The 22,484-nt window shown below is 62.9% G+C and carries 18 protein-coding genes and 1 rRNA gene; 2 read left to right on the plus strand and 17 right to left on the minus strand.

The genetic code is table 11. From position 1 onward, the window contains the following. Nucleotides 1-12: 12 nt before the first annotated feature. The 14 genes from BLT65_RS20140 to BLT65_RS46505 form a co-directional block, all read right to left on the minus strand. Entirely contained in the window at nt 13-954 is a 942-nt protein-coding gene (locus tag BLT65_RS20140) for a D-alanine--D-alanine ligase (RefSeq protein ID WP_091780198.1), read from the minus strand. Beyond that, complete coding sequence (murC, locus tag BLT65_RS20145) at nt 951-2,345, minus strand: UDP-N-acetylmuramate--L-alanine ligase (RefSeq protein ID WP_042307868.1); 1,395 nt, start codon at nt 2,343-2,345, stop codon at nt 951-953. The genes BLT65_RS20140 and murC overlap by 4 nt, the downstream gene beginning before the upstream one ends. Then, entirely contained in the window at nt 2,342-3,460 is a 1,119-nt protein-coding gene (gene murG / locus BLT65_RS20150; RefSeq protein ID WP_091780200.1) for an undecaprenyldiphospho-muramoylpentapeptide beta-N-acetylglucosaminyltransferase, read from the minus strand. Before murG ends, murC begins: the two co-directional genes overlap by 4 nt. Then, nucleotides 3,457-4,728 carry a putative lipid II flippase FtsW gene (gene ftsW / locus BLT65_RS20155; protein WP_042307865.1) on the minus strand — a complete coding sequence of 424 codons (1,272 nt, stop codon included), beginning with the start codon at nt 4,726-4,728 and terminating at the stop codon, nt 3,457-3,459. The genes murG and ftsW overlap by 4 nt, the downstream gene beginning before the upstream one ends. Further along, nucleotides 4,725-6,239: a UDP-N-acetylmuramoyl-L-alanine--D-glutamate ligase gene (gene murD / locus BLT65_RS20160; RefSeq protein WP_091780203.1), complete on the minus strand. Its 1,515-nt coding sequence runs from the start codon at nt 6,237-6,239 to the stop codon at nt 4,725-4,727. Before murD ends, ftsW begins: the two co-directional genes overlap by 4 nt. Nucleotides 6,240-6,298: 59 nt before the next feature. After that, nucleotides 6,299-7,468: a phospho-N-acetylmuramoyl-pentapeptide-transferase gene (gene mraY, locus BLT65_RS20165; RefSeq protein WP_007747064.1), complete on the minus strand. Its 1,170-nt coding sequence runs from the start codon at nt 7,466-7,468 to the stop codon at nt 6,299-6,301. Nucleotides 7,469-7,485: 17 nt separating this feature from the next. Continuing rightward, nucleotides 7,486-8,898 carry a UDP-N-acetylmuramoyl-tripeptide--D-alanyl-D-alanine ligase gene (locus BLT65_RS20170; protein ID WP_091780206.1) on the minus strand — a complete coding sequence of 471 codons (1,413 nt, stop codon included), beginning with the start codon at nt 8,896-8,898 and terminating at the stop codon, nt 7,486-7,488. After that, complete coding sequence (locus BLT65_RS20175; RefSeq protein WP_091780209.1) at nt 8,895-10,436, minus strand: UDP-N-acetylmuramoyl-L-alanyl-D-glutamate--2,6-diaminopimelate ligase; 1,542 nt, start codon at nt 10,434-10,436, stop codon at nt 8,895-8,897. Before BLT65_RS20175 ends, BLT65_RS20170 begins: the two co-directional genes overlap by 4 nt. Next, nucleotides 10,433-12,319, minus strand: a complete 1,887-nt coding sequence (locus BLT65_RS20180; RefSeq protein ID WP_091780212.1) for a peptidoglycan D,D-transpeptidase FtsI family protein — start codon at nt 12,317-12,319, stop codon at nt 10,433-10,435. The genes BLT65_RS20175 and BLT65_RS20180 overlap by 4 nt, the downstream gene beginning before the upstream one ends. Next, the gene (gene ftsL, locus BLT65_RS20185) at nt 12,316-12,666 is read right to left on the minus strand and encodes a cell division protein FtsL (RefSeq protein WP_042307854.1); all 351 of its coding nucleotides are present in this window, start codon (nt 12,664-12,666) and stop codon (nt 12,316-12,318) included. The genes BLT65_RS20180 and ftsL overlap by 4 nt, the downstream gene beginning before the upstream one ends. Continuing rightward, nucleotides 12,663-13,616: a 16S rRNA (cytosine(1402)-N(4))-methyltransferase RsmH gene (gene rsmH, locus BLT65_RS20190; RefSeq protein ID WP_054929055.1), complete on the minus strand. Its 954-nt coding sequence runs from the start codon at nt 13,614-13,616 to the stop codon at nt 12,663-12,665. Before rsmH ends, ftsL begins: the two co-directional genes overlap by 4 nt. Nucleotides 13,617-13,631: 15 nt before the next feature. Then, entirely contained in the window at nt 13,632-14,060 is a 429-nt protein-coding gene (mraZ, locus tag BLT65_RS20195; RefSeq protein ID WP_009771045.1) for a division/cell wall cluster transcriptional repressor MraZ, read from the minus strand. A 404-nt stretch (nt 14,061-14,464) separates the two neighbouring features. Next, complete coding sequence (coq7, locus tag BLT65_RS20200) at nt 14,465-15,094, minus strand: 2-polyprenyl-3-methyl-6-methoxy-1,4-benzoquinone monooxygenase (RefSeq protein WP_007747047.1); 630 nt, start codon at nt 15,092-15,094, stop codon at nt 14,465-14,467. After that, nucleotides 15,084-15,416: a hypothetical protein gene (locus tag BLT65_RS46505; protein WP_143036530.1), complete on the minus strand. Its 333-nt coding sequence runs from the start codon at nt 15,414-15,416 to the stop codon at nt 15,084-15,086. Before BLT65_RS46505 ends, coq7 begins: the two co-directional genes overlap by 11 nt. On the opposite strand from BLT65_RS46505, the gene BLT65_RS20205 reads away from it, so the two are divergent. Beyond that, entirely contained in the window at nt 15,386-16,588 is a 1,203-nt protein-coding gene (locus BLT65_RS20205) for a porin (RefSeq protein ID WP_042307848.1), read from the plus strand. The two genes, BLT65_RS46505 and BLT65_RS20205, sit on opposite strands and share 31 nt — an antisense overlap. A gap of 194 nt (nt 16,589-16,782) precedes the next feature. On the opposite strand, the gene BLT65_RS20210 is transcribed toward BLT65_RS20205, so the two are convergent. Together BLT65_RS20210 and BLT65_RS20215 are read right to left on the minus strand one after the other, a co-directional pair. Further along, entirely contained in the window at nt 16,783-18,456 is a 1,674-nt protein-coding gene (locus tag BLT65_RS20210; protein WP_042307846.1) for a long-chain fatty acid--CoA ligase, read from the minus strand. A 168-nt stretch (nt 18,457-18,624) separates the two neighbouring features. After that, the gene (locus tag BLT65_RS20215) at nt 18,625-20,703 is read right to left on the minus strand and encodes a molybdopterin-containing oxidoreductase family protein (protein WP_091780215.1); all 2,079 of its coding nucleotides are present in this window, start codon (nt 20,701-20,703) and stop codon (nt 18,625-18,627) included. Nucleotides 20,704-20,871: 168 nt separating this feature from the next. On the opposite strand from BLT65_RS20215, the gene BLT65_RS20220 reads away from it, so the two are divergent. Next, a complete protein-coding gene (locus BLT65_RS20220; RefSeq protein ID WP_091780218.1) occupies nt 20,872-22,065 on the plus strand; it encodes a M20 aminoacylase family protein in 1,194 nt (397 codons plus the stop codon). A 279-nt stretch (nt 22,066-22,344) separates the two neighbouring features. Here BLT65_RS20220 and rrf read toward each other — a convergent pair. After that, a 5S ribosomal RNA gene (gene rrf / locus BLT65_RS20225) occupies nt 22,345-22,458 on the minus strand. Between the last annotated feature and the right edge of the window lie 26 nt (nt 22,459-22,484).

Below are 22,484 nucleotides of genomic sequence, written 5' to 3' on the forward strand. Positions count from 1 at the left end.
GGCGCGATCCTCTTAGTCCTTCAGCGTCAATGCAAGCACCTTCACCACCAGTTCCTGGTAGCTGATGCCGACAGCACGCGCGGCCTTCGGCGGCAACGAGTGGTCCGTCATGCCGGGCGCCGTGTTCACTTCCAGGAAATACGGATTGCCTTCGCCGTCCAGCATGAAGTCGGCGCGGCCCCAATCGGTGCAGCCGAGCACGTCGAACGCCTGGCGCGCGATCTTCTTCAGGCGCGCTTCTTCGTCGGCGGCAATGCCGCATGGAATCAGGTACTGCGTGTCGTTGGCGATGTACTTCGCGTGATAGTCGTAGAACTCGCCGGCGGGCACGATGCGGATGACGGGCAGATCGAGATCGCCCGCGATGCACGCCGTGTACTCACCGCCGCCTTCGATGCTCTTTTCGACGACGACGATCTTGTCGAACTTCACCGCTTCTTCGAGCGCGGGCACGAGCGCATCGGCCGTCTTCACCTTGATGACGGCGACGCTCGAACCTTCGCTCGCCGGCTTCACGAACAGCGGCAAACCGAGCTTCGCGACGATGTCGTTCGCGCGCGCGGCGTAGTCGTCGCCGCGCAGCACCGCTTCGAACGGCGGCGTCGGCACGCCGAGTTGCTGCCACACGAGCTTCGTGCGGAACTTGTCGAGACCGAGCGCCGAGCCGAGCACGCCGCTGCCCGTATACCGGATGCCGTAGAAATCGAGCGCGCCCTGAATCTGACCGTTCTCGCCGTAGCCGCCATGCAGCGCGTTGAACGCGCGCACGAAGCCTTCGTCCTTCAACGCCGCAAGCGGACGCTCGGACGGATCGAACGGATGCGCGTCGACACCCGCATCGCGCAGCCCTTGCAGCACGAGACGGCCCGAGTTCAGCGACACTTCGCGCTCGGCGGACACACCGCCGAGAAGGACCGCAACCTTGCCAAAAGATTTAGGATCGATACTGCTCATTTCGCACCTTCGTTTCCTGCAAGCCGACCCGGCACGCTGCCGATCGAACCTGCGCCCATCGTGATCACCACATCGCCGTCACGCACAATTGCAGCGAGCGCGTCCGGCACTTCATCCACTGATTCGACAAACACCGGCTCGACCTTGCCCACCACACGGATCGAACGCGTGAGCGCACGGCCGTCCGCCGCGACGATAGGCGCTTCGCCCGCTGCGTAGACTTCCGTCAGCACGAGCGCATCGACCGTCGACAGCACCTTCACGAAATCTTCGAAGCAGTCGCGCGTGCGCGTGAAGCGGTGCGGCTGGAATGCGAGCACGAGGCGCTTGTCGGGGAATGCGCCACGCGCCGCCGCAATCGTCGCGGCCATTTCCACGGGGTGGTGGCCGTAATCGTCGACGAGCGTGTAGGCGCCGCCGCCCGTCACGCTCACTTCGCCGTAGCGCTGGAAACGCCGGCCGACGCCGTTGAAATCCGCGAGCGCTCGCTGGATATCGGCATCTTTCACCTCAAGTTCAGTCGCAATTGCAATTGCGGCCAACGCGTTCTGCACGTTGTGGAGACCAGGCAGGTTCAAAACGATGTCGATAGGCGCCGCGTCTTCGCGCATCGCCGTGAAATGCATCTTGCCTTCGTGCGCTTCGACATTGACCGCGCGCACCTGCGCGTCGGGCGCGAAGCCGTAACGGATGATCGGCTTCGACACGAACGGCAGGATCTCCTTCACGTTCGGATCGTCGACGCACAGCACCGCAATACCGTAGAACGGCAGACGGTGCGTAAATTCAATGAACGCCTGCTTGAGCCGCGCGAAGTCGTGGCCGTAGGTGTCCATGTGATCGGCGTCGATGTTCGTGATGACTTCGATCACCGGGAACAGGTTCAGGAACGACGCATCCGATTCATCCGCTTCGGCGACGATGAAATCGCCCGTACCGAGGCGCGCATTCGCGCCCGCGCTGATCAGCCGCCCGCCGATCACGAACGTCGGATCGAGACCGCCCGCCGCGAGCACGCTCGCCACCAGCGACGTCGTGGTCGTCTTGCCGTGCGTGCCGGCAATCGCGATGCCCTGCTTCAGGCGCATCAGTTCCGCGAGCATCACCGCGCGCGGCACGATGGGAATACGGCGATGGCGCGCGGCCAGCACTTCCGGGTTGTCGCTGCGCACAGCCGTCGAAACGACAACGGCATTCGCGCCTTCGATGTTCTCTGCGTCGTGACCGATCGCGATACGCGCGCCGAGCGCGGCGAGGCGCTCCGTCACCGCATTGCGCGACAGATCCGAACCGCTCACCTGATAGCCGAGATTGACGAGCACTTCGGCGATGCCGCTCATGCCCGCGCCGCCGATCCCGACGAAGTGAATGTGTTTGACGATATGTTTCATTGCTGCTTTCCTTCCGGGCTCAGGCTCGGTGTCACGCCTGCCACCGTTGCGCAGATCTGCGCGACCTGTTCGGTGGCATCGGGTTTCGCGAGCGAGCGCGAACGCTCCGCCATCTCAGCGAGCGACGCCCGCGTCTGGCTGCGCAACCAGTCGGCGAGGTTATCCACCGACAGGTCGCGTTGTTGCACGAGCAGCGCCGCGCCGTGATCGGCGAGAAACGCTGCGTTAGTTGTCTGGTGATCGTCGACGGCGTACGGGAACGGCACGAAGAATGCCGCCACGCCCACCGCCGCGATCTCGGCGACTGTCATCGCGCCCGAACGGCAGATCACGAGATCGGCGTTCGCATAGGCGCTCGTCATGTCGTCGATGAACGGCACGAGTTGTACGTCGTCACCCGTCGCGATGCCTGCTGCTTCGTAGTTCGCGCGCAATGCGTCGATATGCTTTGCGCCCGCCTGATGCACGATGCGCGGACGCTCTTGCGGTGCGAGTTGCGCCAGCGCGCGAGGCACCACTTCATTCAATGCCGCCGCGCCCAGGCTGCCGCCCACCACCAGCACGTTAAGCGGTCCACTACGCGCCGCGTAGCGTGCTTTGGGTGCTGGCGTGCGCGCAAGTTCCTCACGAATTGGATTACCCGTCCATTCCGCATGCGGCAACGCATCCGGAAAAGCGACGAGCACGCGCTTGGCGAGCTTCGCGAGCACCTTGTTCGCGAGACCGGCGATTGAATTCTGTTCATGCAGCACGAGCGGCGTGCCGCTCAATGCCGTCATCACACCCGCCGGGAACGTGATGTAGCCGCCCATGCCGAGCACGACATCGGGCTTCACGCGACGCAGCACCGACAGACTCTGCATGCACGCGCGCAGCAGATTCACGGGCAGCATCAGCTTGGTCTTCATGCCCTTGCCGCGCAGGCCGCCGAACTGCACGTACTCCATCGGAATGCCGTGTTTCGGGACGAGCGTCGCTTCCATGCCGGCGGGATTGCCGAGCCACACGACGCGCCAGCCCCACGCCTGCATCAGGTGCGCGACGGCGAGGCCCGGGAACACGTGTCCCCCGGTGCCTCCCGCCATCACCATCAGCGTGCGTTGTTGCATCGTCATACCTTGCCCCCGCGCATGAGGACCCGGTTCTCGTAGTCGACCCGCATCAGCACCGCAACCGCCACGCAGTTCAGCAAAATGCCCGAGCCGCCGTAGCTGACGAGCGGCAGCGTGAGACCCTTGGTCGGCAGCAGGCCGAGGTTCACGCCCATGTTGATGAAGGTCTGCGCGCCGAACCAGATGCCGACGCCCTTCGCGACCAGACCTGCAAACGTGCGGTCGAGTGCGAGCGCCTGACGGCCAATCTCGAACGAACGGCGCACGATCCAGTAAAACATCAGGATCACGACGAGCACGCCGACGAAGCCGAGTTCTTCGCCGATCACGGCGAGAATGAAGTCGGTGTGCGCTTCGGGCAGATAGTTGAGCTTCTCGACACTGCCGCCGAGTCCCACGCCAAACCATTCGCCACGGCCAAACGCGATCAGCGAGTGCGTCAATTGATACGCCTTGCCCTGCGCATAACGGTCATCCCACGGATCGAGGTACGCGAAGATCCGCTCGCGACGCCACGGCGACGCCCACACGAGCAACGTGAATGTACCGACAGCCGTCGCCACTAGTCCGCCGAAAATCTTCCCGTTCACGCCGCCGAGGAACAACAGGCCCATCGCGATTGCCGCGATCACCATGAACGCGCCCATGTCCGGCTCGAGCAGCAGCAGCATGCCGACCACGCCGACGGCGAAGCCCATCGGCAGAAAGCCCTTGGCGAAGCTGTGCATGTATTCCTGCTTGCGCACCGTGTAGTTCGCCGCGTAGATCGTCACGGCGAGCTTCATGATTTCCGACGGCTGCATGTTCGTGATGCCGAGGGGAATCCAGCGGCGCGCGCCGTTCACGCCCTTGCCGACGTGCGGGATCAGCACGATCACGAGCGTGACGAGCGCGATCAGAAAGAGCTTGGGCGCGTATTTGTCCCACGTCGAAATGGGGATGCGGAACGCGATCACGCCCGCCACCGATCCCATCACGACAAAGAGGATCTGGCGCACGAGGAATGCATAGTCGTGATACGCCGCGTACTTCGGCGAGTCCGGCATCGTAATCGACGCCGAGTACACCATCACGATGCCGAGACCGAGCAGCGCGACGACCACCCACAGCAGCGAGTGGTCGTAGTCGAGCATCCGCGAGCGCAGCGGACGCACACCGTTGACGGCGCTCGACAGCCCGCCCGTGCGCGACGTGCGCTCGGCTGCCGCCGCGCCACCTGCGGAGCCACGCTGTTTGCCGAGTTGCGACCCGAAGCGTTCCGTCCAGCTCATATCATCGTCCCCCGTTCGGCAGCGATGTCTTCGACCGCGCTCTTGAACACTGCGGCGCGATGCGCGTAACCCTTGAACATGTCGAAGCTGGCGCACGCGGGCGACAGCAGGACGGCGTCGCCCGGTTGCGCGACGGCGCTGGCTGCGCGCGTCGCTTCTTCGAGTGTGGCGTGATCGGTCATCGCGATGCCCGTATGCGCGAGCGCCGCGCGAATCTGCGGCGCGTCGCGGCCGATCAGCATCACCGCGCGGCACCAGCGCATCACCGGCTCGGCGAGCGGATCGAATTCCTGGCCCTTGCCGTCGCCGCCCGCGATCAACACGACGCGCTGTGCGAGGCCGTCGAGCGCGGCAACCGTCGCGCCGACGTTGGTGCCCTTGCTGTCGTCGACGTAATCGACACCGTCGATCGACGCAATCAGTTCGACTCGATGCGGCTCGCCGCGATACTCGCGCAAGCCGTGCAACAGCGGCGCGCCTGGCAGACCGATGGCGCGCGCGAGCGCGAACGCGGCCAGCGCGTTGGTCGCGTTGTGCAAGCCGCGGATACGCAGCGCGTCGGCGGGCATCAGACGCTTCAGCCCGATGTTCGGCGGCGTCGTGGATTCACTCTTGCGACGGCGCGTGGGCGCGGGTTCGTCGGTCGCGTCGCGATCGTGCGCATCAACGAGCCAGATCATGCCGCTCTCGCGCATCAAGCCGAGGTCGCCGTCGCGCGCCGGTTCGCCTGTGCCGAACGTCACCACCTGCGCGCCGCCTGGCTGCGACGGCGCGAGCGCCATGACGCGAGCGTCGTCGCGGTTGAGCACACGCACCGTGTTCTTGCCGAAAATCTTGCCCTTCGCCGCTGCGTACGCATCGAGACCACCGTGCCAGTCCAGATGATCCTGCGTGATGTTCAGGATCACGGCAGCGTCCGGCTCGAACGTGTGCGCAGTTTCCAGCTGGAAGCTCGACAGCTCGAGCACCCATACGTCGGGCAGCGCGGTGTTGTCGATCGCTTCCGTCAGCTTGTCGAGCGCGGCCGGGCTGATGTTGCCCGCGACCGCGACCTTCTTGCCCGCGCGCTCGCACAACAGGCCCGTCAGACTTGTCGTCGTGGTCTTGCCATTCGTACCCGTGATCGCGATCACCTTCGGCGCGTAACCGCTTTCGCCAAGCGTGCGCAACGCTTGCGCGAAGAATTCGAGTTCGCCCCACACGGGGATATCGCGTTCGCGCGCGGCGGCGATCAGCGGCACGAGATCGGCGGCGAGCGGCGACAGGCCCGGGCTGATCGCGACCAGCTCGACGCCTTCCAGCAGCACCTCGGAAAACGGCCCGCCGACAAAATCCCCGTCGATGCCATGCGCTTCGAGCGCGGACAGATTCGGCGGCACTTCGCGCGTGTCGGCAATGCGCAGGCGGCAACCATGCCGCGCGCACCAGCGCGCCATCGCGAGGCCCGATTCACCGAGCCCCAGCACGAGCACCATCGGCTTTTGCCGATCCCGAAACTTCTCGCCAAACATCGACTGCTTCCCCTTGCTTTGCGACTTGCTTGCGACTTTAAGTACGACTCGAATGCGGCTTAACGCAACTTGAGCGTGGACAAACCGAACAGGCACAACATCAGCGTGATGATCCAGAAACGCACCACCACTTGCGTTTCCTTCCAGCCCGACAATTCGAAGTGGTGATGCAGCGGCGCCATCTTGAAGATGCGGCGGCCTTCACCGAAACGCGCCTTCGTGAACTTGAACCACGTGACTTGCAACATCACCGACACCGTCTCGGCGACGAAAATCCCGCCCATGATGAACAGCACGATTTCCTGACGCACGATCACGGCGATCGTGCCGAGCGCGCCGCCCAGCGCGAGCGCGCCGACGTCGCCCATGAACACTTGCGCCGGGTGCGTGTTGAACCACAGGAACGCGAGCCCTGCCCCGCCCATCGCCGAGCAGAAGATCAGCATTTCGCCCGCGCCCGCGATGTGCGGAAACAGCAGGTATTTCGAATAGACGGCACTGCCCATCACGTACGCGAACACGCCGAGTGACGAGCCGACCAGCACGACGGGCATGATGACGAGGCCGTCGAGACCGTCGGTGAGATTCACTGCGTTGCTCGAACCGACGATCACGAAATACGTCAGCGCGATGAAGCCCCACACGCCGAGCGGATAGGTCATCGACTTGAGGAACGGCAGCAACAGGTCGGCACGCGCGGGCAGGCCCATCGAAAGGCCGCTGCGCACCCACGCCATGAACAGGTCGAACACGCGCACGTTGCTCGCTTCCGACACGCTGAACGCGAGATACACGGCTGCGAAGAGACCAATCACCGACTGCCAGAAATACTTTTCGCGCGACGACATGCCGCGCGGGTCCTTGTAGACGACCTTGCGATAGTCGTCGACCCAGCCGATCACGCCAAAACCGAACGTGACGAGCATCACGATCCAGATGAAGCGGTTGGTCAGGTCGGCCCACAACAGCGTGGACACGGCGATGCCGATCAGAATCAGCACGCCGCCCATCGTCGGCGTGCCCGATTTCACGAGGTGCGTCTGCGGGCCGTCCTTGCGCACGGCCTGGCCGACCTTCATCTGCGCGAGCTTGCGGATCACCCACGGGCCGCAGACGAGCCCGATCAACAGCGCGGTGATCGTCGCCGCGACAGCACGAAACGTCAGATAACTGAACACGCGCAAAAAGCCTACGTCGTTCTGCAGCCATTGCGCCAGCGCCAGTAACATACTTCTGTCCTTCTCTTTCAGTGTGCGCCGGGCGTCGAGCCCGGTGCAGCGGGTTGTGGACTCGTAACGGCGTCCACCACGCGCTCCATTTTCATGAAGCGCGAGCCTTTCACGAGATACGTCGCAGCCGCGCCGTAACCGGCCTGCTGCAATTGCGCGACGAGCGTGTTCACGTCGTCGCAATGGTGTGCTTCGCTGCCGTACGCGGCGCAGGCATCACGGGATGCATCGCCCAGCGCATACAGCGCATCGATGCCGCGCGCCTTCGCGTACGCGCCGACTTCGCGATGAAACTCCGGACCGTTGTCGCCGACTTCACCCATGTCGCCCATCACCAGCACGCGCGGCGACGGACGCTCAGCGAGCACGTCGATGGCGGCGAGCATCGAATCGGGATTCGCGTTGTAGGTGTCGTCGATCACGGTCGCGCCAGCCATCGAGCCGAGCACCGCGCGCTTCACCTGCAAGCGGCCCTTCACTGCGCCAAATGCTTCGAGACCGCGCTTGATCGCTTCGAGCGAAACACCTGAGGCGAGCGCTGCCGCCGTCGCTGCCAGAGCGTTGTGCGCGTTGTGCGCGCCGAGCACTTGCAGCGTGACATCGACGTGGCCTTCGGGCGTATCGATGCTCAACTGATTGCCGTCGAGTGTGCCTTGGACCGCAGCTTCCGTCGTGCGTTCGTCCGTGTTCAGCGCGAAATCGACGATACGATTGCCCGTTGCCGCGACGCGCCAGATGCCGGCATAGGCATCGTTGGCCGGGAACACGGCGACGCCTTCGGCTTTAAGCGCGTGAATCACGCTCGCGTGCTCGAGCGCGACGGCCTCGACCGTCGCCATGAATTCCTGATGCTCGCGCTGCGCGTTGTTGACGACCGCGACAGTCGGCTCGGCGATCGTGCCGAGCAGCGCCGTTTCGCCCGGATGGTTCATGCCGAGTTCGACGACGGCGAGCTGGTGCGTTTCGTTCAGACGGAACAGCGTCAGCGGCAAGCCGACGTCGTTGTTGAAATTGCCGGCCGTCGCAAGACGCGATTGCTCACCGACAGCCGCCGCGAAGATCGACGAGATCATTTCCTTGACCGTCGTCTTGCCGTTGCTGCCCGTTACCGCGACTAGCGGCATCGCAAAGCGGCGACGCCAGCCGTTGGCCAATGCGCCCAACGCCGTGCGCGTATCGCCCGTCACGCGCAATGCGGGCACGTTGAAGTTGTCCGGCGTGCGGGTGACGAGCACCGCGCTCACGTTGCGCGCGGCGACGTCGGCCAGAAAATCGTGCGCGTCGAAACGGTCGCCCTTCAGCGCGACGAACAGATCGCCGGGACCGCACGAACGGCTGTCCGTCGAAACACGCTCGCACGCGACCGATTCGTCGCCCGTTACTGTTGCGCCAGGAATCAGTGCGGCGGCTTCACGCAGCGTGAACATCATGATTCGCTACCTCCGCGTGCGTGCGTGGTGCGTGCAGCCAGCGCGAGCCGCGCGTGATCCTGATCCGAGAACGCGCGCTTCTTGCCCATGATTTCCTGCGTCGATTCGTGACCCTTGCCCGCCAGCACGATGACGTCCTCGCGCGCCGCGCAACGCACGGCTTGCAGGATCGCGCTCGCGCGGTCTTCAATGCGGCGCGCCTTCGACGCGTCCTTCATGCCGGCCGCGATCTGGTCGATGATTCTTTGCGGATCTTCGCTGCGCGGGTTGTCGCTCGTCACAACGACGCCATCGGCGCAGCGCTCCGCGATTTCACCCATCAACGGACGCTTGGTCGCGTCGCGGTCGCCGCCGCAGCCGAACATGCAGATCAGCTTGCCGCCGCGCGCATCGGCGATCGGGCGCAATGCTGTCAGTGTCTTTTCGAGCGCATCCGGCGTGTGCGCAAAGTCGATCACGACGAGTGGCTCGTCGTTCTGCAGGCGGCCGCCGAGGCGCTCCATCCGGCCGTTCACCGATTCGAGCTTCGCGAGTTGCGCGACCGCGGCGTCGAACGGCACGTCGGATGCGAGCAGCGCGCCGAGCACGCCGAGCAGATTGCTCACGTTGAACGTGCCGAGCGTGTTGACCTCGATGTCGGTATTGCCCCAGTCCGACGCGATGTGGAACGCCGTGCCCGTCGCCGTCGCGCGCACATTGGACGCGACGATCGACGCGTCGGCCTGCACGTCGGCGTGCGATTGAAGCGCGTATGCGATGGTTTTCGCGTGACCTTTCGTGCTTGCGATCAGGCGGCGGCCCGCTTCGTCATCGGCGTTGATGACGGCGGCCTTCAGTTCGGGCCACGCGAACAGGCGCGCTTTCGCGGCTTCGTAGGCTTCGAATGTGCCGTGATAGTCGAGGTGATCCTGCGTGAGATTCGTGAACACGGCGACACTGAACGCGGTGCCGTTCACGCGCCCCTGATGCAGCGCGTGCGACGACACTTCCATCGCGACGGCCTTCGCACCCGCGGCGCGCAAATGCGCGAGGTTGCGTTGCAGTTGCGGTGCGTCGGGCGTCGTGAAGCCTGTGTACACGAGGTGGCCCGGCATGCCGCTGCCCAGCGTGCCGATGATCGCGCACGGCTGGCCGAGCGCCGTCAGCGCGGCCGAAATCCAGTTCGTGCAGGACGTCTTGCCGTTCGTGCCCGTCACGCCGATCACGCGCATTGCGTCGCTCGGATCGCCGTACCACGCGCTCGCGATTGTGCCTGCCAGTTCGTTCAGGCTCGGCACGGCGAACATCGTCGCGGCGTCGATATCGCCCGCAAAACCGTCCGACTGCACGAGTACGGCAGCCGCGCCGCGCTCGATCGCGTTCGCGATGAACGGACGGTTGTCCGCGCCGTCGACGGCATACGCGAGAAACACGTCGCCTGCCGCGATCTTGCGGGTATCGGCGTGCAAATGTGCGCCTGGCTGCACGCGTGCGCGCAGCCAGGTTAGCGCGTCAGCAATCTGCTGTTGCGCTGGATGAGAAGAACGCAGCGCACTCATCTAACAACTCCGGGGCGGTTCTTCGTACTGTCTGAAATCTGCAGCTTCTTCGGCGCGGCGTGCGTCGAAAGTTTCTTTGCACCGTTGTTTGCGCCGTTCGCGGCAGGTTGCGACGCGGCGGCAGGCTTCGCGGGATTCATTTCGTCCGACACGACCATCTGCTTGACGGGCTGATCGGGCGGCACGTTCAGCGAGCGCAGCGTGTCGCCGACGATCGACGAGAACACCGGACCCGACACCTGGCCGCCGAAGTGGCTGCCCGCCGTCGGTTCGTCGACAGACACGGCCACCACGATGCGCGGATTCGGCATCGGCGCCATGCCGACGAACGACGCGCGGTACTTGCTGTGGTCATAGCCACGGCCGACGTGCTTGTACGCCGTACCCGACTTGCCGCCTACGCGATAGCCGGGCACGGCCGCATCCGGCGACGTACCGCCAGGCGACACAACGGTTTCGAGCATCGCGCGGACTTCGCGCGCGGTGGTCGGCGCGAAGACTTGCGTGCCAGTGGCCGGCTGGTCTTTCGGTGTGCGGAAAATCGACACGGGCAGGATCCGGCCGTCGTTCGCGATGGCCGTGTAGGCGCGGCCCAGCTGGAACAGCGACACGGACAGACCGTAGCCGTACGACATCGTCGCCTGCTCGATACGGCGCCAGCTCTTCCAGGGGCGCAGACGGCCCGCCGCCGCGCCCGGGAAACCGACCTTCGGCGCCTGACCGAGACCAATGCCCGTATACATGTTCCACATCTCTTCGGGCCTGAGCTGCATCGCGATCTTGGTCGCGCCGATGTTGCTCGACTTCTGGATCACGCCGCCGACCGTCAGCACGCCGAAGCCGGAGTCGTCGGTGATGGGTGCGCCGTCCAGCACGAAACGGCCGCCACCCGTATCAACCAGTGTAGTCGGCGTAACGCGGTGCAGATCGAGCGCGAGCGACACCGTGAACGGCTTCATGATCGAGCCCGGCTCGAACGTGTCGGTCAGGATGCGGTTGCGCAGCTGCTCGCCCGTCAGATGCGAGCGGTCGTTCGGGTTATAGGTCGGATAATTGACGAGCGCGAGCACTTCGCCCGTTTGCACGTCGATCACCATCGCGGCGCCCGCTTTGGCCTTGAACTTCTGCACGGCCGCTTTCAGGTTCGTGTACGCGATGTACTGGATCTTGCTGTCGATCGACAGGTCGACGTCGGCGCCGTTGTGCGGCACGACCTGCTCGTCCACGTCTTCGACGATATGGCCGAGACGGTCCTTGATCACGCGACGGCTGCCCGCCACGCCCGCGAGCATCTTCTGGTCGCCGAGTTCGACGCCTTCCTGACCTTCGTCCTCGACATTCGTGAAGCCGATCAGGTGAGCCGTGATTTCGCCTTCCGGATAAAAGCGCTTGTACTCGTTGCGCTGGTAGATGCCGGGGATGCCCAGCGCCTCCACTTTCGCGGCCACCTCGACGGGCACCTGGCGCTTCACATAGACGAACGTCTTGTCTTCCGACAGCTTCTTGCGCAGCTCCGGCTGCGTCATGTCGAGCAGCTTGGCGAGATCGGCGAGCTTGTCCGCACCGAGGTCGTCGGGCACCGACTCGGGAATCGCCCAGATTGCGCGCACGGGCAGGCTCGTCGCGAGCACGAGGCCGTTACGGTCGAGAATCTTGCCACGCGTGGCCGGCAACTCCAGGCGGCGCTGATAGCGGCTTTCGCCCTGCTTCTGATAGAAGCCGTTACCCGGGCCCTGAATCCAGAACGCGCGCGCCGTCAACGCGACGAACGCCATGAAGAGCAGGAACACGACGAGCTTCGAGCGCCACATCGGCAGGCGCACCGAGAGAATCGGATTCGCCGAGAACGCGACGCTCTTGTTCTTGTTCGACGATTTCTTCATCGCGTGGCTCCACGAGCTTTCGCGACCGACGCCGGAGTCGGCGCCGAGACCGGGATCGGCGCGTCTTCGGCCTTGGCGGAGCCGGCGTCGAGCGTCAGATATTGCGTGCGTCCCGTGGTCGCGCCCTGCATCTTGAGAGAATCAGTCGCGATCTGCTCGATCCGCGAGGTCTTCGACAACGCGCTCTGCTGATATTGAAGCTGCGAATAGTCCTGCTGCAGCTGGCGCTCCTGCGATTGGGCGCGCTGCAACTGGATAAAGAACTGACGCTGCTGATTGGTCGCGTTGACGACGGAAAGCGCACAACCCATCACGACGATCAGCAGGAAGATATTGAGGCGGTTCATGGCGCGATCCGCTCCGCGACGCGCATCACGGCGGAACGGGCGCGGGGGTTCGCGGCGACTTCGGCGTCGCTCGCGAATACGCGGCCAATCAGTTTGAGCGGCGGGCTCGGCAGGTCGACGGCGCGGATCGGAAGACGGCGATCGACAGCAGGCGCATTCGAGTGCGCCTGCATGAACCGCTTGACGATCCGGTCTTCGAGCGAATGAAAGCTGATCACGACCAGCCGCCCCCCTTGCTCCAGCAACGACAATGCTGCTTCTAGTACGACTTGCAGCTCCGCAAGCTCTTGATTGATGTGAATCCGTATAGCTTGAAAGGTGCGGGTTGCCGGGTCCTTACCCTTCTCACGGGTTTTGACGACGTTAGCCACGATTTGGGCAAGCTCGCCCGTGCTGACGAGAGGCCCAAGACGGTCGGACTCTGCCCGGCGAGCAGCAAGCGCCTTTGCAATCTGAAAAGCAAACCGTTCTTCCCCATAATCCCGTATCACCTCCGTCATTTCCTGCACCGTGGCCCGAGCCAGCCAATCCGCGGCGGACTCGCCGCGCGTCGGGTCCATCCGCATGTCGAGCGGGCCGTCGGCGCGGAAACTGAAACCCCGCTCCGGGTCGTCGAACTGCGGCGACGACACGCCCAGATCCAGCAACACCCCCGACACACGCCCTACCCCGCGCTCGCTCATCGCGTCGCGCAGTGATGCGAAACTTTCATGCACGATCTCGAAGCGCGGATCGGCGATCTGCTGCGCGGTGGCAATGGCGAGCGGGTCCTTGTCGAAGCCGATCAGACGCCCCGATTCGCCCAGCTTTGCCAGCACCGCGCGGCTATGCCCGCCGCGCCCGAACGTGCCATCTATATAGATACCGTCCGCGCGCGTGACGAGCGCATTCACCGCTTCTTCGAGCAGCACCGTGCGATGCTGCAATTCGTTACTCATCGCAGGCGCCATATGTATTACCTGCGGTCAGAATGTGAAGTTCTTCAGAGACTCGGGCATGCCCTGCGACATCGCCGCCTGTTCCTGCGCGTCGTAGGTTTCCTTGTCCCAGATCTCGAACCGGCTTCCCATTCCCAGCAACATCACTTCTTTTTCCAGCTTCGCCGCCTGGCGCAGCTCGGGCGCGATCAGCACGCGGCCAGCCGTGTCCAGATCGACATCCGCAGCACTGCCGAGGAAGATGCGCTGAAACCATTTGGCTTCCATCGGCAGTGCGACGATCTTGGCACGGAAGACTTCCCACTCAGGGCGCGGAAACAGCAACAGGCAGCCGTCCGGGTGACGCGTAATCGTCACTCGGCCTTCTGCCTGTCCTTGCAGCGCATCACGATAGCGAGACGGGACGGACATCCGCCCCTTCGCATCGAGTGTCAGCGCTGACGCCCCTTGGAACACTTCACTCCCCTTTTTTCAGGGCGCTGAAAGATGTCGCCCGATTCTGGAAATTTACCGAAGAAAGCGCGTTGGATCACACAAAAATACACTTTCTCACACTGTCTCCCACTTTAGAGTAACCCCCAACACGGGTCAAGGGAGACTGGCGGTTTTTTGACGAATTTTGTTTGCTAGAACAAGGACTTAGCGACGCCTGCTCAGGTGACGCCTAAAAATGGAAAATCGTTATAAATGAATGAACTAACGAAACTTGTGAAGGTGATACGTGAAATGTGCGAGGGAAGAGCGTGGAATAAAAGCGTTCCTGGCGGATGAAAAGCGCGGGAAGACGGAAGATTTGGAGCGAATTTCCGGGGCGACGCGGGGTGCGCCACCCACTTCGAACAGTTTTGCTTTAAACCAGATTACACGTGATACGCCGTGCGGGTCATGATCTTCGACGCGGCCCGCATCAGCGCGCGCGCCGGGAACGGCAACTCGACGCCACCCGCATCCGTTGCGGCCTTGCCGTGTGCGGCTTCATCGATACGCATCTGTTCGACGATCGCGCGCGACTCGTGATCGCCTTCCGGCAGCGTGGTCAGATGGCCGTCCAGATGCAGTTCCACCTGCCGCTCCGTCTCTGCCATGAAGCCAAGACTCACTCGATCACCAAGGCGGCCGGCTGCAAGACCGATCGCGAGGGCGCCAGCATACCAGAGCGGATTGAGCAGGCTTGGACGCGAATTGAGCGCTTCGAGGCGCTTATACGTCCACGCGAGGTGATCTTCCTCTTCGCGCGCGGCATGCTCGAAGGCCTGCTTGAGCGCCGGCGAGCGCGTCGCCAGTTTTTGCGCCTGATACAGCGCCTGCGCGCATACCTCGCCGACGTGATTCACGCGCATCAAGCCCGCCGCGTGCGCGCGCTCCTCATCAGTCAGTTCGACTGGCTCCGTCGACGCGGGTGGAACGGGTAGCGGACGCGACATGCGCGACACCCCGGTCATTGAGCGTAAACCCCGATCGAACTCATTAATCAACTCATCAAGCAGCATTCTGGTCTCCACGACGCGGCGTCCGGATCGCTTCGCGCAAACCCCTGTCCATCAAGGCTTTGCGGCCGGTGGCAAGGAAAATTCCGAAGCGTTTAGGACAGCCGATTCTGGATTTTAGATCATGTTGCGTAAACGAAACAGCGGCCTGGTCGCCGCCCCGCTTTTTCTTTGTGCGCTTTGGTGTCTTTGCTACATTACGTGGCAACTTCTCGAAGAAGTTACGCAAGGTCGCAACACAGATAAATACTTGCCTTGCTTGAAAATAATTCGCAATTCCTTGGAGATCTTTCGATGAAAAAGTCGCTTCTCGCTCTGGCAGCATTGGGCGCGTTTGCTGGCGCCGCTCATGCTCAGAGCAGCGTGACGTTGTACGGCATTATTGACGAAGGTTTTAACTACACGAACCACGTGCAGACGGCAGCTGGCACTGGCCGTACGAACTCGAGCCTGTACAACCTGTCGAGCGGCGTTCTGCAAGGCAGCCGTTGGGGCCTGCGCGGTACCGAAGATCTGGGCGGTGGCCTCAAAGCGGTCTTCGTGCTGGAAAGCGGCTTCGACGTGAACTCCGGCAAGTCTGGTCAGGGCGGCGCGCTGTTCGGCCGTCAGGCTTATGTTGGTCTGTCGAGCCAGTTCGGTACGGTTACGATGGGTCGCCAGTATGACTCCGTGGTCGACTACGTCGGTCCGCTGGAAGCCGGCGACCAGTGGGGCGGCTACATCGCGGCTCACCCGGACGATCTGGACAACTTCAACAACGCAAACCGCGTGAACAACGCAATCAAGTTCACGAGCGCGAACTACGCCGGCCTGACGTTCGGCGGCATGTATAGCCTCGGTGGCGTTGCAGGCGCGACGGGCCGCAACCAGATCTGGTCGTTGGGCGCTGGCTACAACAACGGTCCGCTGGTGTTGGGTGCTGGCTACTTGAACGTCCGCGATCCGAATACCTCGTTCTGGGGCAACGTGCCGAGCAGCGGCGCGAACCCGACGAACAACATCGGCAAGGTTACGGGCGTCCAGGGTAACCCGGTCATCTCGGGCTTCGCTACGGCCAACTCGTACCAGGTCGGCGGCGCAGGTGGTGCGTACACGTTCGGCGCAGCAACGGTCGGCGTGACGTATTCGTTCATCCAGTTCGGCAACCTCGGCACGGAGAACGTCACGGCTCCGGCTTACCGCGGCTCGGCAACGTTCAACAACGGCGAAATCAACTTCAAGTATCAGTTGACGCCGGCTCTCGTTCTGGGCGCAGCATACGATTACACGCGCCTCGCTTCGTTCAACGGTCATGGCGGCGCGCACTACAACCAGGGCGCAATCGGCGCAGACTACTTCCTGTCGAAGCGCACGGACGTCTACCTGATCGGCGTGTACCAGCACGCTTCGGGTACGGACTCGACGGGCCAGCAAGCAGTTGCTTCGATCAACGGTCTGACGCCGTCGAACTCGAACAACCAGTTGACGGCTCGCGTCGGTATCCGTCACAAGTTCTAATAAGTTGTGAAAGCGTAGTTACCCTCGAGGGCGCCTTAGGGCGCCCTTTTTTATTGGTGCGCCCGTCAGCCTGTCAAATAGAAAAGGCCCAACGGGATGAACCGTCAGGCCTTTTCGGGTCTCGTTTGCCGACTGTCGTGTCGATCTATGCGCTAGTGGTCTCTCTCGCCTGTGCTCTTACCTGAGTGCGATTTTCACGCCCGGCCGTCACGCAATTCGCGACGCAGGATCTTGCCGACATTGCTCTTCGGCAGCTCCTTGCGAAACTCGACGATCCGCGGCCGCTTGTAGCCGGTCAGTTGAGTCTTGCAGTACGCGAAGATGTCGGCGTCCGTGATCGCGTCGTCCTTCTTCACGATGTAAAGCTTCACCGCTTCGCCCGAATGCTCGTCGGGCACGCCGACAGCCGCCACTTCGAATACGCCGGGGTGCTTGGCGACCACGTCCTCGATCTCGTTCGGATAGACGTTGAAGCCCGACACCAGAATCATGTCCTTCTTCCGGTCGACGATCTTCACGAAGCCGTCGTCGTTGACGGTCGCGATGTCGCCTGAACGGAAGAAGCCGTCGGACGTCATCACCTTCGCCGTTTCGTCCGGCCGGTTCCAGTAGCCCGCCATCACTTGCGGACCTCGAATACACAACTCGCCCGCCTGGCCGGGCGGCAGTTCATTGCCGTCGTCGTCGCGAATCGATACTTCCGTCGACGGCAGCGGCAGACCGATCGTGCCGCTGTATTCAGTGACCGTGGTCGGATTGCAGGTAACGCACGGCGACGTCTCGGACAAGCCGTAACCTTCGACGATCGGCGCGTGCGTGCGCTCGTACCAGCGGTTCGCGACGGCTTCCTGCACGGCCATCCCACCGGCGTTCGCGACCAGCAGATTCGAGAAATCTAGCTTTGCGAAATCAGGATGATTGAGCATCGCGTTGTACAGCGTATTCACGGCGGGGAACGTCGTGATTTTGTAGCCGTGCAGCGACTTGATCATGCCGGCGATATCGCGCGGATTCGGAATCAGCACACCGAGGCCGCCCGTGCGGATCGTCAGCAGACCGCAAACCGTCAGCGCGAACACGTGATACAGCGGCAGCGCGACAACGGTCACGAACTGGTCGATATCGCCGCGCTTCTTGCGCGCCGGTTCGACCCACACATGCGACTGCAGCACGTTCGCGACCAGATTGCGGTGCAGGAGCGTTGCGCCCTTCGCGACGCCCGTCGTGCCGCCTGTGTACTGAAGAAACGCGACGTCGTCGGGACTCTGCTTCACGGGCGTGAACTTGCTGCGCGCGCCTGCGGAAATGGCATCGTTGAAGCTGACGTGGCCCGGCAGATTCCAGGCGGGCACCATCTTCTTCACGCGACGTACGACGAAATTGACGATCAATCCCTTCGCGCCCATCAGATCGCCCATCGACGCGACGACGATATGTTTGATCGACGTATTGCGTACGATCGCCTGCAACGTCACCGCGAAATTCTCGAGCAGGATGATCGCTTCCGCGCCGCTGTCTTTCAGTTGATGCTCGAGCTCGCGTGGCGTATACAGCGGGTTCACGTTCACGACGACGTAACCCGCGCGTAGGATCGCCGCAAGCGCGACGGGATACTGCAACACGTTGGGCATCATGATGGCGATACGCGCGCCGCGCGCGATCCCCTTCGACTGGAGCCAACCGGCAAGCCGCGTCGACAGGCTGTCGAGTTCGCCGTACGTGATCTGCTTGCCCATGCAGGCGAATGCCGGCTTTGCGCGATATTCGCGGAAGCTCTCCTCCAGCATCGCAGTGACCGATTCGTATTGCGTCGGATCGATCTCTTTTGGCACGCCGGGCGGATACGACTTCAGCCAGACTTTTTCCATACGGCGTCTCCTCCGTGATTTTCGAATGGTCGTGCTAAAACCCGCATCGTAGCATGCGCACACGCGCCGAGATTCGGGATAAGCCCCCAGTTAGACGCCGTACTCGAAAGCGCGGATCGGGGCGCGAAGGCGCAGCACTTGCGTCCGCTGCGCGTGCGAAAAAGCGACTCAGGCTCGTTCGACCTCAACGAGACAATCGTAGAAAGTGGCGGAGCCGCCGAGGTCGGTCAGCGCCTGGCTGGTCACCTGGTTGGCGTTGCGGCCGTCCGGCGCGAGCTTTTTCCACCAGATCGACAAGCCGACGACGAGCCCCACACGCGCCTTGTCGGTCACGCGGGCGCGTGCCTGCATCGAGCCGCGATCGTTGAAGATGCGGACCTGATCGCCGTCGTTGATGCCGCGTTCGCTTGCGTCGTCGGGATGGATATCGAGGTGCGGCTCGCCTTCCGTCGCACGCAGGCTTTCGACGTTCACGAACGTACTGTTGAGGAAATTGCGCGCGGGCGGAGAGATCATCGCGAGCGGATAACGGGCCGCGAGCTCGGGCGAACCGTCCGCCGACTCATAAGGCGGCAGATAGTCCGGCACCGGTTCGAGGCCCGCTTGCGCGAGACGCTCGCTATAGAACTCGCACTTGCCGGACGGCGTGCGAAAGCCGCCGTTCGCGAACGGCGCATCGGGGACATTCAGCTTTGCCCAGCCATCGCGCTTGAGCGTTTCCCAGTTGCAGCCTTCCAGCATCGAATCGTCCCAACGAAACGCCGTCGACGCCACCGCCTCATCGCTTTCATACAGCGCCGGCTCGTCGAGGCCCATCGCGCGCGCGATGCCGCGGAAGATTTCCGTGTTCGGACGCGCGTCGCCGACAGGCGCGATCGCGGGCAAGTTGACCATCACGTGCGTGTGGCCGTACGACTTGTGGACATCGAGATGCTCGAGCTGGGTCGTCGCGGGCAGCAGCAAATCGGCATAGTCGGCCGTGTCTGTCTGGAAGTGCTCGAGCACGATCGTGAACAGATCCTCGCGCGCAAATCCGGCGGCGACGCGTTCGGAGTCCGGCGCCACCGCGACCGGGTTCGAGTTGTACACGACGATCGCTTCGACCTTCGGCCCGAATGCGGCGTCACCCGGATGGCACAGCGCGTCGCCGATCGCGTTCATGTTCACGACGCGCGGCTGCTTCGACGGCCAACCCGGCATCAGGTCGGGCCTCGACAACGCATGCGAATCGACGGGCGCCCAGCCCGACGATGACAACAGCGCACCGCCCGCGCGCTCGCGCCAGGCGCCCGTCAGTGACGGCAGACAGGCGATCGCGCGAACGGCGTTGCCGCCGCCGCGCACGCGCTGCATGCCGTAGTTCAGCCGAATCGCCGACTTTTTCGTGCCGCCATAGAGACGCGCGAGATCCACGACCACCTGCTCGTCGATTCCACAGATTTCAGCGACGCGCGCAGGCGGATAGTCGAGCGCGCGCGCTTTCAGTTGATCGAAACCAAGCGTGTGATCGGCAATGTAAGCGTGATCGAGCATGTCTTCCGCGATCAGTACATGCATCATGCCGAGCGCAAGCGCGCCGTCGGTGCCCGGCTTGAGTGCGATGTGCTGATGGCATTTTTCGGCAGTGAGCGAGCGGTACGGATCGATTGCGATCAGGCGCGCGCCGTTGCGTTTCGCTTCCTGCGCACGCGTCCAGAAGTGCAAATTCGACGCGATCGGGTTTGCTCCCCAGATCAGAATCACCTCGCTCTCGGAGAAAAACTCCGTAAGCATCCCGAGGCTTGCGCCGTATGTATATTTGAGGCCCGCCGCGCCAGCCGCTGCGCAAATGGTTCGGTCCAGTTGCGATGCACCGAGCTTATGGAAAAACCGCTGCGCGATGCTGTCGCCCTGCACGAAACCCATCGTGCCGGCATAGCTGTACGGCACGATCGCTTCCGGCGCGCGGCCCGCGATTTCCGACAGACGCTCGCCCGCGAGGCGCAGCGCTTCGTCCCAACTGATCGGCTCGAAGCGCCCTTCGCCTTTTCGCCCGATCCGCCGCATCGGCGTCGTCAGCCGGCGTGGATGATGCACGCGATCCGCATATCGGCTGACCTTCGTGCATAGGACGCCTTGTGTCGGCGGGTGATCTGGTTCGCCGACAACCTTGATCGCGCGGCCGTTGTCGACGGTCACGCGCATCGCGCAGGTATCAGGGCAATCGTGCGGACAGACGGCGCGGGCGAATTCAGCGGGAGCGTTCATGTTTTGTATCGAGGGACTGCGCGGATGAAGGTGTTGATTTTATTACGTTCCGGCGTCCGGATCTGACACATGGCCGTCAAAAATAGGGATGGGCGTAGAATCGATTTTGATCTTCTCCGGAATCGACTGTCCGGATCAAACTGCACACAGCCAGACACTCAATCCATCATGAAACTGCTTCCTGAAATCCAAGCCGCTCGCGGCGAAATTCAGACTCTCCGACGAACAATCCACGCCAATCCCGAATTGCGATACGAAGAAACGCAGACAGCGTCACTCGTTGCTAAAACGTTGGCTGGATGGGGTATCGAGGTGCATGAAGGCATCGGAAAAACCGGTGTGGTTGGCCTGCTCAAGCGGGGGACGGGGACGAAGTCGATCGGCTTGCGCGCTGATATGGACGCGCTGCCGATCCATGAACTGAATACCTTCGATCACCGCTCGAAAAACAAAGGGAAGATGCATGCTTGCGGTCACGATGGACATACCGCGATGCTGCTGGGCGCGGCGCGCCATCTCGCCAAGCACGGTGATTTCGACGGCACGATCGTCTTCATCTTTCAACCGGCCGAGGAAGGCGGTGCCGGCGCGCAGGCGATGATCGACGACGGGCTGTTCACGCGCTTTCCGGTCGATGCCGTATTCGGCATCCACAACTGGCCGGGCATGCCGGCCGGACATTTCGGCGTCACCGAAGGTCCGATCATGGCGTCGAGTAACGAATTCCGCATTGAAATCACGGGCGTGGGCTCGCATGCGGCTTTGCCGCATAACGGACGTGATCCTGTGTTCACGGCCGTGCAAATCGCAAATGGCCTGCAAAGCGTGATCACGCGAAACAAGAAGCCGCTCGATACCGCCGTCCTGTCGATCACCCAGATTCATGCCGGCGATGCCGTCAACGTCGTGCCCGATTCCGCGTGGCTTGCGGGGACCGTTCGGACTTTCACGACGGTGACGCTCGATCTGATCGAGGCGCGGATGCGGAAGATCGTGCAGAGCACAGCTGAAGCCTACGAGTGTTCGGTCGAAATGACCTTCCATCGCAACTATCCGCCGACGATCAATAGCGGGAAGGAAGCACGATTCGCTGCGGCGGTGATGAAGGAAGTCGTCGGTGAGGAGAAGGTTGACGATACCGTCGAACCGACGATGGGCGCAGAAGACTTTTCGTTCATGCTGCTGGCGAAACCTGGGTGTTATGCGTTTCTTGGAAACGGCAACGGTGGGCATCGCGAGGCCGGGCATGGCGCCGGTCCCTGCATGCTGCACAATGCGAGCTACGATTTCAACGATGAGTTGCTGCCGGTCGGAGCCACGTACTGGGTGCGGTTGGCGCAGCGGTTTTTGGCAGAGGCGTGAACAGCTTAGGACCCGAGAGTTCAGAACGGATATGCGAACCGGCGCGTTTGCTGTCCCGCTGAGGATAACGGGTTCGTGAACGGTAAAGTGGCCGCGAGTTGGCGAACCAGACGCCGCCCAGCCGAGTGACGGTTGTGCGGCGGACTGCCGCTGGGAATGGTGGAAATAGACTTGCTTAAGCCGCCGCGGCTCGGCCCGCTAGGGAAGCGACGTCAAAACGCGCGCCCCACAAACGCCAAGACCCCGCTTTTGAGGGCGGGGTCTTGGCTTGAATAAGGAGCCTGACGATTACCTACTTTCACACGGGCAATCCGCACTATCATCGGCGTGGAGTCGTTTCACGGTCCTGTTCGGGATGGGAAGGGGTGGTACCGACTCGCTATGGTCATCAGGCATGACGGGTTGCTGCGTCGCATTTG

This window comes from Paraburkholderia steynii, assembly GCF_900100565.1.
Lineage (GTDB): Bacteria > Pseudomonadota > Gammaproteobacteria > Burkholderiales > Burkholderiaceae > Paraburkholderia > Paraburkholderia terrae.